This window comes from Paenibacillus agaridevorans, assembly GCF_003112455.1.
GTDB classification, from domain to species: domain Bacteria; phylum Bacillota; class Bacilli; order Paenibacillales; family Paenibacillaceae; genus Pristimantibacillus; species Pristimantibacillus agaridevorans.
Window position 1 is genome coordinate 1 of the sequence record NZ_BDQX01000094.1, and the last position, 9,860, is coordinate 9,860.

Annotated in this window: 11 protein-coding genes; 8 read left to right on the forward strand and 3 right to left on the reverse strand. The window is 43.2% G+C overall.

Annotation, left to right across the window (positions count from 1 at the left end):
• Nucleotides 1–550: 550 nt before the first annotated feature.
• Entirely contained in the window at nt 551–1,309 is a 759-nt protein-coding gene (locus PAT3040_RS09730) for an SDR family oxidoreductase (RefSeq protein WP_108992466.1), read from the reverse strand.
• Between the two features lie 228 nt (nt 1,310–1,537).
• Here PAT3040_RS09730 and PAT3040_RS09735 point away from each other — a divergent pair, with 228 nt between their 5' ends.
• Both PAT3040_RS09735 and PAT3040_RS09740 read left to right on the forward strand, forming a co-directional pair.
• The gene (locus tag PAT3040_RS09735) at nt 1,538–2,131 is read left to right on the forward strand and encodes a TetR/AcrR family transcriptional regulator (protein WP_108992467.1); all 594 of its coding nucleotides are present in this window, start codon (nt 1,538–1,540) and stop codon (nt 2,129–2,131) included.
• Nucleotides 2,132–2,240: 109 nt separating this feature from the next.
• On the forward strand, nt 2,241–2,408 hold the full coding sequence (locus PAT3040_RS09740) for a CxxH/CxxC protein (RefSeq protein WP_087568470.1): 168 nt from the start codon (nt 2,241–2,243) through the stop codon (nt 2,406–2,408).
• Between the two features lie 192 nt (nt 2,409–2,600).
• Here PAT3040_RS09740 and PAT3040_RS09745 read toward each other — a convergent pair whose 3' ends face one another.
• Nucleotides 2,601–2,756: a DUF1540 domain-containing protein gene (locus PAT3040_RS09745; protein WP_087568469.1), complete on the reverse strand. Its 156-nt coding sequence runs from the start codon at nt 2,754–2,756 to the stop codon at nt 2,601–2,603.
• 260 nt (nt 2,757–3,016) lie between these two features.
• On the opposite strand from PAT3040_RS09745, the gene rlmH reads away from it, so the two are divergent.
• The 6 genes from rlmH to PAT3040_RS09775 all read left to right on the forward strand — a co-directional run bounded on the left by rlmH (nt 3,017) and on the right by PAT3040_RS09775 (nt 8,638).
• On the forward strand, nt 3,017–3,496 hold the full coding sequence (gene rlmH / locus PAT3040_RS09750) for a 23S rRNA (pseudouridine(1915)-N(3))-methyltransferase RlmH (protein WP_108992468.1): 480 nt from the start codon (nt 3,017–3,019) through the stop codon (nt 3,494–3,496).
• A 163-nt stretch (nt 3,497–3,659) separates the two neighbouring features.
• A complete protein-coding gene (locus PAT3040_RS09755; RefSeq protein WP_108992469.1) occupies nt 3,660–4,421 on the forward strand; it encodes a hypothetical protein in 762 nt (253 codons plus the stop codon).
• 122 nt (nt 4,422–4,543) lie between these two features.
• The gene (locus PAT3040_RS09760; protein ID WP_146200394.1) at nt 4,544–4,984 is read left to right on the forward strand and encodes a hypothetical protein; all 441 of its coding nucleotides are present in this window, start codon (nt 4,544–4,546) and stop codon (nt 4,982–4,984) included.
• A 301-nt stretch (nt 4,985–5,285) separates the two neighbouring features.
• On the forward strand, nt 5,286–5,942 hold the full coding sequence (locus PAT3040_RS09765) for a hypothetical protein (protein WP_146200395.1): 657 nt from the start codon (nt 5,286–5,288) through the stop codon (nt 5,940–5,942).
• A gap of 532 nt (nt 5,943–6,474) precedes the next feature.
• Nucleotides 6,475–7,386, forward strand: coding sequence for a hypothetical protein (locus PAT3040_RS09770; RefSeq protein ID WP_108992472.1), 912 nt, complete (start codon nt 6,475–6,477; stop codon nt 7,384–7,386).
• A gap of 130 nt (nt 7,387–7,516) precedes the next feature.
• The gene (locus PAT3040_RS09775; RefSeq protein WP_181376534.1) at nt 7,517–8,638 is read left to right on the forward strand and encodes a DUF4238 domain-containing protein; all 1,122 of its coding nucleotides are present in this window, start codon (nt 7,517–7,519) and stop codon (nt 8,636–8,638) included.
• 480 nt (nt 8,639–9,118) lie between these two features.
• Here the strand turns inward: PAT3040_RS09775 and PAT3040_RS09780 are convergent, their stop codons facing one another.
• A complete protein-coding gene (locus PAT3040_RS09780) occupies nt 9,119–9,511 on the reverse strand; it encodes a hypothetical protein (protein WP_108992474.1) in 393 nt (130 codons plus the stop codon).
• Nucleotides 9,512–9,860 lie beyond the last annotated feature (349 nt).

Sequence of the window (9,860 nt, forward strand, 5' to 3'; positions counted from 1 at the left end):
CCTGCCGCAATATAGTGGATTACTCCGCTATAAATGGTCATCGAGTGCTGGCCCGGCATAATATGGTGGATTTCTCTACTATAATCGGCCGCCCGACGCCAGCCCGACGCGATATAGTGGATTTCTCCGCTACAATTGGTCATCGAGTGCTAGCCCGGCATCATATAGCGGATTTCTCCACTATAATCGACGACCCGACGCCGGACTGACGCAATATAGTGGATACTCCGCTATAAATGGTCACCGAGTGCTAGTCTGGCATAATATGGCGGATTTCTCCACTATATTCGGCCACCCGGTCCTAACAAGTGTTGTATGGGGAGAGCAAATGTTGCTGAAAAGCGTCAAATGGTGGCAGGACCACGTGAGAGTAGGATAGTTAAGTAACTGAGTGGTTGCATCTATATAGGAACGGTGGGAGATGCTGTTTTGACAGTCTGAGGCGAATAAGAAACACCGTGCCCCATTAGGACACGGTGTGGCGGAGTCATATGTGTGAAGGGGATAGAGGTACCAATCGTACCGCTCAGCCCACTTCATGCTGCTTGGCTTAGTATGCCGTCCAACCGGCGTCTGCCGTCACGACCGTGCCATTGACGAAGCTGGAGTCGTCGGATGCGAGGAACAGAGCTACTTTGGCAATCTCCTCTGGAGTTCCTGTACGAGGGTTGATGCCCATGCCTGCCATGGCACGACCCATGCCGAATTCGTTCGGCGCATTGATGGATGTGCCGATGTTCGTCGCAACGCCGCCCGGAGCAATGGCGTTACAACGAATGCCTTTGACCGAGTACTGGTAGCCGACGTTTTTCGTCAAGCCGACCACGGCATGCTTCGCGGCGGTATAAGCCGCGCCGGCTCTCGAGCCGAACAGACCGCCCGCGGATGCAATATTGACGATGACGCCGGATTCCTTCTCCAGGAAAATCGGCAGCGACTTGCGGATCGTGCGCATAGGTCCGGTTGTATTCACCGCGAAGACGCGTTCCCACAGCTCATCCGTCAAATCGCCGACAGGCACGAAGTTATCCATAATACCTGCGTTATTGATCAGAATATCAAGCGTACCGTATTCGTTGACCGCGGAATCGATGAGGTTTTGAACGTCTTCTTCTTTGGCTACATTGGAGGCGACTGCGACGGCCGTGCCGCCTTGCGCAGTGATTTCCTCGACGACTTTGCCTGCTCCTTCGACATTAAGGTCGGAGACGACGACTTTGGCGCCTTCGGCCGCGAAAAGAAGCGCGATTTCCTTGCCCATGCCGGATGCCGCGCCTGTGACGACGGCTACTTTATTTTGAAGCTTCATAAGTGGTTCCTCCTCGAATTTTGGTTAGTATGCGCTGTTGCTAGTGACTGATACGTAGGAGAAAATAATTATTCAACAGCTGTACAATAAAGCACATCTGTTGAGGTTATTATACTATAATGAATTTGGGGCAAACCATATATAAACCGCTTTCATTTGTTCGATAATAGACAATGCGATGGGAATTGTTGAATACTTTTTGAAGGAAAATAAGGGAGGATGCGGCATATGGGGAAAACCAAGGTCGATCGCCGCGTCTTGCGGAGCAAGCTGGCGCTGAAGGAGGCGCTGCTGTCGCTGATGGCGGGCAAAAGCTTTTCTCAAGTGTCCATCACGGAAATCATGGAGACGGCGAATTACAACCGGGGGACGTTCTACACGCATTACGAGAACAAGGAAGCACTGTTGGACGAGGTGCTGGGCGAGCTGATCGAAGAGCTGATTGCCGCGTTCCGCGCGCCGTACGATCAGGTGGAGCTGTTTAAGGTGGAGGAGATGCCGGCAACCGCGGTAAAGCTGTTTGAGCATATTTATAGCCGACGGGAGGCTTATACGGTCCTGTTCCAGAGCGACGTGCTGCCCATGGTCAAAGAAAAGATGTTCTCGGCAGTAAAGAGGATATCGAACGAGGACTTGGAGCACGAGACGACGGATCCGATCAATCGGGAGCTGATGCAGGCGTATTCCATGAACGCTCTTATGGGACTCGTCTTTCACTGGATCGAGGGCGGATTCCAATACGAACCGGCTTATATGCAGGAGCAGCTGGTGCTTATCCTGAATTACCGGCCCGGGGCGGCAAGAACGCATGTGAGGAAGTAAAGAGAAGCTAAACTTTGATGACTGTGCTTCACACGGGGCTGCTTGATCTGCTATTCTGGAGAAAGCCGTTATGTGACTAGACTAACTGTAGAATAGGAAGCGAAACCGTATGTATTGTGTATGCAAACCGGATATTGAAAAAGCCTTGGAACGATTCGTCGACGAATACGAAGATGCGCCGGATGTGGTGGACCTGAAGGAAACGCAATTCGCGGATTGGGATCCGCCGAGAAAATGCGACTTCTGCGAGGACGCAGCGGAGTTCTTGGTCGTCTAAGACGGACCTGTTGATTGGCGAGCCGTGCTGCGCCGGATGTGCCGAGCGTTGGACGGTTCGCCTTGCGGCGGCCCGGATATAAGAGGGTAGAAAAAATTTTCCGAATATCTGATAATAATTATCATTATTGGTTAATATATAAGGGAGCAAGCAAAAGGACAGCCGGTGGCTCGGCTGCCCAAGTGGTGCTAATTACACTTTAGGTTCGAACGTTTTGCAATCCGTTTCTCCCGAGTTGCTCGCCTTTTTGCCATGGTGGCTGACAACATAGATAGAGGAAGCATTGCACTTGTTGCCTGCCGCCCAGTACTTGCAGGAATTCACTTCGCACAGAACATCTTGAGCCATGATTTCTCTCCTCCTTGGCAATAGGATGGTCTAACGGTGTACCTCCATATACCTCGAACAGCCCGATTTGAATCTCTTTTTGAGAAAATCGGGCGACTTTGCGTTCCCGGAGCTTGAAGACGCTGTCGCGAAAGGGCGGCTGGTCGACTTCGAACCGTTAGTTCGACTACAATAGCTTTAATAAACAAAGGCGAGGGCCGTCCGTGCATGTCCGCGATCGCGGCGCCGGTCCCTTGGTTCACGAAGGAGCTTGCACAGCGATGCAGATACAACTAATAACGGTAGGCAAATTAAAGGAAAAATACTGGAACGACGCGGTAGCCGAATACTCGAAGCGTCTGGGCGCTTACGCTAAGCTGGATCTACGCGAGGTGCCGGACGAGAAGGCGCCGGAGAACATGAGCGCCGCCGAGGCAGAGCAGGTGAAGGAGCGGGAGGGCGAGCGCATCCTGGCGGCTATCAAGCCCGATACGCATGTCATCGCGCTCGCTATTGAGGGAGAGACATGGTCGAGCGAGCAGCTCGCCGCCCACCTGGACAAGCAGGCCATCTACGGCGGTGGATCCGTCGCCTTCGTTATCGGCGGGTCGCTAGGGTTGTCTCGCGCCGTACTGGCTCGGGCGGACAAGAAGTTGTCTTTTGGGCGGATGACTTATCCTCATCAGATGATGAAGGTTCTTGTGTTGGAGCAGGTTTATAGGGCGTTTAAGATTAATCGGGGGGAACCCTACCATAAGTGACGGCGAAAAATCGGGGTAGAAAGTTCGGTTCGCCATACATTCACCCTGTTCTCAAGCAGCTAATTCATCGATAATCTCTTTAGTAGAGTAACGGTTCAGTTTAGAAATATCGATCTAAGTATCAGTAGTATCAATGGACGTTTCTTATAAAAGGGGGAATTTAATGACAAGTTTTATTTGGGGACGTTCCCCTCAGGAAGCATACGAAAATCCATATGAATATGAGGCTCAAGATCAGTTTGCTAGAGAAGCGGAAGTATTAGTTAGTGAACTTTTTGAATTCCTAATGAAGAAGAATGGCAAATATCCACGGGATGATCGATCATCTGAGAAGGCAGTATGGATGCTCTTTGTCGATGGAGTAGAGACAATAAAAGATTGCCTTGAGTTAGTTAATTCTAGACGTCATAGGCTAGCCTGTAGGTTATTTAGAGATGTCATCGAAACAATTGATCTAGCTACTTATTTCTCCAGTTCGGATAAGGATAAAGATAGCCACTTGAATAATTGGTATAATAATAAGGTAATACCAAATAGAGTTTTTCGAAATTTTATTGCTAATACAGCAGGCGAAAGCATTTCTAGGGCATATAGGAATATTTATTCCGATTTATCAAGACTAAATCATAGAACGTATAGATCTTTGGCATATTCATATTTGCTAAGAAAACAAGAGTTTCTTGTATATGAAGGTGAATACAAGAACAGACAATTAACGTTGCCTCAACCAGTTGCAATGTGTTATGCACTGCTTGCTGATGTAATTCTTAAGTACTCTGATCGGATGCTTGAATGTAGTTTAATTACTTTTGACGAGGTGTCGTGCATATGGAGTAAGGCATTAGAAAACGAAATTGTTCCACGTCGATTCATGACAAGGGATGACTATAAGAGAATGTTTGAAAATAATCCAGGAAGAAACTAACTTCACATAATATAATAATTCATGTACTTGACTCATCATCTGAGAGTATCAGAGAGGGTAGAATGTTATAGAGCAGGAGGTTTCTTATTTCGTTACATAATTGCCTTCAAGCATTTATGATTTTGGCATTGAAAGGGAGTAATTCACTGTCTGTAATGAAACCAGATCACGCTAATAAGTGGCTTGAGGCATACAGAAAAGGCAGTAGGTATCCTAAGGCGAAGATGGATAACTTTACAAATCTTTTTGAAAAAATTCAATCTGATGTGATGAAGCAATTTACACATAGCCAAATCTTTGTTTCGACAAAGCAAATAAATACATCAATCAATGAATTAAACGAATTAAGAAATAAGTTTATACACTTTATGCCGTTGGGTTGGTCACTTAATATCACGGGATTACCATCATTAGGACTAGATATTGTTGAAGTATTGAAATTTTTGGTACATGAGTCGGGTAACATTTACTTCTATGAAGAAGGACATAAAGAGCATATAGAGCAATTAATCGAGGAATTATTTTGTAAGTTAACTCAAATGAAGTGCAAATATATTGTCTAACACCGCACTTCACGCATCGGGCGTGTGTACCCTAGGCCTGATAAAAGTCGACAGGCATTTGAAGAGGCATTTCAGCAGATGGAAATAGATTCAGCCGCACACACCCGACTATCGGCAGGCGTTAGTAATACAGTAACGTTATCCGAAACAGCTGAAAAACACTATAAAACATACACGTTTATTATTATTGTTAATCAATGGAGTGATAATTATGGGCAGTGCAATATGTTATTGGTGTGGTAAGGAGACTACTTCAATGGAGCATGTTCCACCTAAATGCCTGTTTCCCGAGGAGAAAGACGTGAAAGATGTATTAAATAAATCATTTAGAAATAATTTGATAACTGTCCCTTCTTGTGATGAACATAACATGAATAAGTCTAACTTAGATGAATATTTGATGGCCAACTTAAGTGGCAAAGTAGGTAATAATTTTGTGGCTTATGTTCATACCGCAACGAAAGTCAGTCGTAGTAGATTTCGTAATCCCAAAATAATAAAGATTGAAAAAGAAACTAGTTTCAAACTGAAAAACAAAGAATTTCCTGTTCTTTGGATAACCGTTGATACTAATAAGTTAAGACATTCATTCGAGGCCATTACACGAGCATTATATTTTTACGAATATAAAGAAGTTTTTAAAGGCAGTTGTTTTGTTGTCTCAACAATTTTTAATCACGAAGATGATCCTAAAGGAACAGAATTTAACAAAAGATCATCCGATCTCTTAGTGTTAGAACAAAAGCATTGGAATACTAAATTACAAGGAAGCAATCCTGATATTTTTACATACCAATTCAGTGAAATTGACGGATTCAAATGCCAAACGCTAGCGATGACTTTTTATGAGGGAACTAAAGTCTTTGTAATATTAAATGGCATGACAGAGGCTGAGATAAAGGAAGCTAAACCAAAACTCGCATTTCTCACTGATGCTATATTTGGAGACTTGAATTAATTTACGTGGAAGAACATTCAAGAAGCCAGCAGAATCGGATAAGTCGAACATCGTGCAACGAATTTCGTTTTCTCGCTAGGCAACTTCTGCGTCGATAAGAAGCTCACCTTCGGCCGCGTGGCATACCCGTATCAGTTGATGCGGGTGTTGCTGTTGATGGAACGGTTTTCGGGTGATTAGATTAATTGGGGAGCCGTACCATAAGTGACGGCGAAAAACTTGTGATGTCAAGAAGGGCCGATAGAACTGTAAAAGCGGTGGAGGAAGGTGCTATAGAAAGATAATCACCCCACTAAGGATGAATTGTTTACGACAAAGCTTTCCATTTCAATGGTATAATTGTGGTATGTCGAGAACATTGCTTCTGGAGATGAAGGTTTGCGGAGCCTAACGATTCCTTGGTACTTCAGGAGCAATTGGCAGAGACACAGAGTCGGGAGGACAACACTGCGAACCTATCCGCATTGCCTGCTTCTGGTCGGTAGGGCGTCGTGAATAAATTTAAGATATAGATATTAGGGGGGGAGAGTTTTTGATTAATAATGAAAAAATAGAGAGGCTTTCACTATTTAAAGATGTTGTTGAAATAGCTAAACAAAAGGGAATTGATGTAAGATTTTCAAATTCAGAAGAAATTAATACTTCTAGTGATTTAGGTACTTCAAGTTATGATCCCCAAAAAAAGATTATACAAATTGATATTCACTCTTCTGCAATCAATAGAGAAGAAGTGTATATTCATGAATTGCTTCATGCGAAATCATATTTAGTGGGATATCCTTACATTCAGAGCTACAATATGATACAAATGAATTCTTATATGCATAAAGTAATTGGATCAATCAATAATAGCTTTCATCATTATATTATGGTTTATCCCGAAATGAAACGTATGGGATACAGTCAATATGATATTGATAAACAATTCATTGATAATATCGTGGAAAACTGTGACAAAACATTTGTGGGTACCGAAAAATTAGCTCATGCAGCAAATCTGTTAGAATTATATTTGAGAAGTCCCGAATCAATCGAAAAGTTAGAGGAAAAAATTCAAAGGCACCAAGCAGACGAATATCAGTTGTTTATAGAAATGAAAAATAGTATTTTGCAAGTTTCCACTCCTTTAGAAATGAGACGGGCATATGCAAAAGTGTTAATGAAACTTAATGAATTTGTATTTAAGATTACAAAAGAATCTTTATACTTAAACATTATAATTTTAGTGAGTCCTATTTTTCCTGATTCATACTATGAGGAGCCGGCATCAAACTCATTATATACTTTAAAACTCAATGGCTATCCTCATGTATTTGTGCTTGATAAGGACTCCAATCAATGCTGCTACTTTTTAAGTAATAGTGGTAAGGATTTAGATAAGAGTTATGTAGATAATATTTTACAACAATTTAAATTAAGTGACTTCATAAAAATGCTGGGTTAACAAAATCGTTGAAAGGATTTATAAAGAAGTCCTCCAGCGATCACAATTTTGGAAATAATGTACTGAGCCATCGGCAAGCCAAAAATATACCTTTTAGAGAAGTTAAAAAACGCTATAAGAGGGGATAATATTGAGTGATGTTGTTAAAAACCAGCATTATATACCACAGAGTGTATTAAAACATTTTGCTTTTAACGAAAAGGTTTTTGAGGTGTTGTTGGAAGAAAACAAAGGTCCTTATCCGACTCACTACAGAAATTCTATGTCTGAGCGGTTTACATACGAACATCCAGATTTGGCTCGAAATCAGTTAGAGAAGTTTTTTCAGGAAGTAGAAAGTGATTACGGTCCTGCGATTATCGAGGCTTTGCGTTTAGTTACTTTGTACGAAAGCGGCGAGGGAACGATTCATTCAATTAAAAAGCATGTTCAATCATATCTAAATGCCATTGTAATATATTATTATCGGAGCGGGGCATTACTACATGAATTTGCTTATGAAACTTCGAGAAAAGAAGCCCGTATTTCGATGCTGCTTAATAAATTAACGAAGACAGAGTACATCAATGATTTGGGGAATTCGATTAAAGATTATTACAATTTTGCGATTCTGAAGAGTGATAAAGGGCATTTTTTGCTTAGCGACCAGTATATATCAACTGCTGCATTACGGATTAAAAGTAGGTTCGGCAACATCAGCAATAGGCACTTAGGTTTGAAGGATGTCATGATTTTAGTGCCTTTTTCCAGTCAATACTACATTGTTTTATATCATGGTCGAAAACCTGAGTTTATTCATCCAGACACTTTGAGCATACTTAATGCGGAAGAAGTGAGTTTAATAAATAAGATTATCATCAACAATTCCTATAAAAAATGCGTTAGTCGAGAAAAATCTCCATTGCTTGAAGCAATGCCTCATTTTGAATGGAGTTCTCCTTCTGCTGTTTACGTAGGATATGATTCAGGCAGAGTAGGTGGATCGACACTGAAAAAGGAAATTTTCTTTTATGAACAGGACAAAAGAGTTTGGGAGCTATTTACTACTGATCCGACTCATTTCAGAAAATATAATGAATTAGGACGTAACGATGGTTGTGGCTGCGCGAGTGGGAAGAAATTTAAGAGTTGCTGCTACGAGGATTTTGAGGAAGTTAAGCGAATTTGGCGTACAATTAGTGATAAACATCTTGCTACAAAGGTTGGGGTTCATCCTGAGGCACAAGTGGAGGAAAGCATTTTTTCATTCTAATGAGGACTCTAGAGTTATTTGCTCCATCACAGCTTCCCACACGTTGCTTCACCAAGCCAAACAGGAGAACGTCCATCACAGGCGTTCTCCCATCGATTCCAGCTAGTTCTCCTCATTTATTCTATTCATTTGTTCAGCCAATCTGGTTTTAATTGCTTCAAACTCTGGTGTGTTTATAATTGCTTCCAACTGCGTTTCATGCATCCTGATATCGGTCGTGACTTCTGATCGCTAGGTAGGCTCCCCACACATAAGAAGCCCAAGCTTGACCATTTTTTCGAAGTCAGGTACCGTATTCACTTGTGCTCTTCCCGACTGGAGATGCTGTAAAAACTGATCAATGCCAACGGCGACAGCTTCCTTAATCGATTCCTAGAAAGCCGCTCCGTTATGACTATGCTTCATCCGCTCCATCACAGCACATAACACGCTCCACCAAGCCAACAAAGGAGAACGTCCATCACGGCGTTCTCCTCTTCGTTACGCATGATCTTCCATTGCCTCTTTTGCCACCTGCTGCGCGTAGGCTTCACCCAAGCCGATGGACTCGTAATACTCCCGTGTCACAGTTTCCATGAGCTCGATCACAGCATCATGCTGCTCCATCGGGACAAACTGTAGAATCGCTGCTGTGATGGCCCGTTCTCGCGCAGCCTCACGTAGCTTAATCTCCTCCAGCCCATAATGCGTATAGCCGCCTGTACTACCATTGGTGAGCTTGTGTTTCATCTCCATAGCCTTAATGGCGGTGGCAGGGCTAATCACTTCCATCTTGCTCAAGGTGTCGAAGCCCTTTTGAACGGCCGCATCATGCCGGATCGCCATGCAACTCGCGCTCAGGCTGCCATCATGATCAAGCGGATGCTGCAGCATGCAGAGTGGATCAATCCATAGTCATACAGCCGCAGAAGATCTAAATATAATTAAAAAGCCTCCAGCACCACTCATTCAGAGTGTATTGCTAGAGGCTTTTGCCTATTAATATTCATATAGATAATCGTCTTAATCTGCAGGTGAGTGTAACGAAACCATTCCCCGTCAGGAGACCAGCCAGGTGTAATCATATCCTCTCAGTATCCTGCAAAACCGGCGTTCTAGGCGTCTTATACACTTTCGTTGAGCAGCTCTATTCACTAAAAACTCACTCGTTCGATCGCTTTCGGTTAGACCCCCTAAATCCGGAGACATGCTAATGCTTGCTTAGGTAGTCGTAGTATTGCGT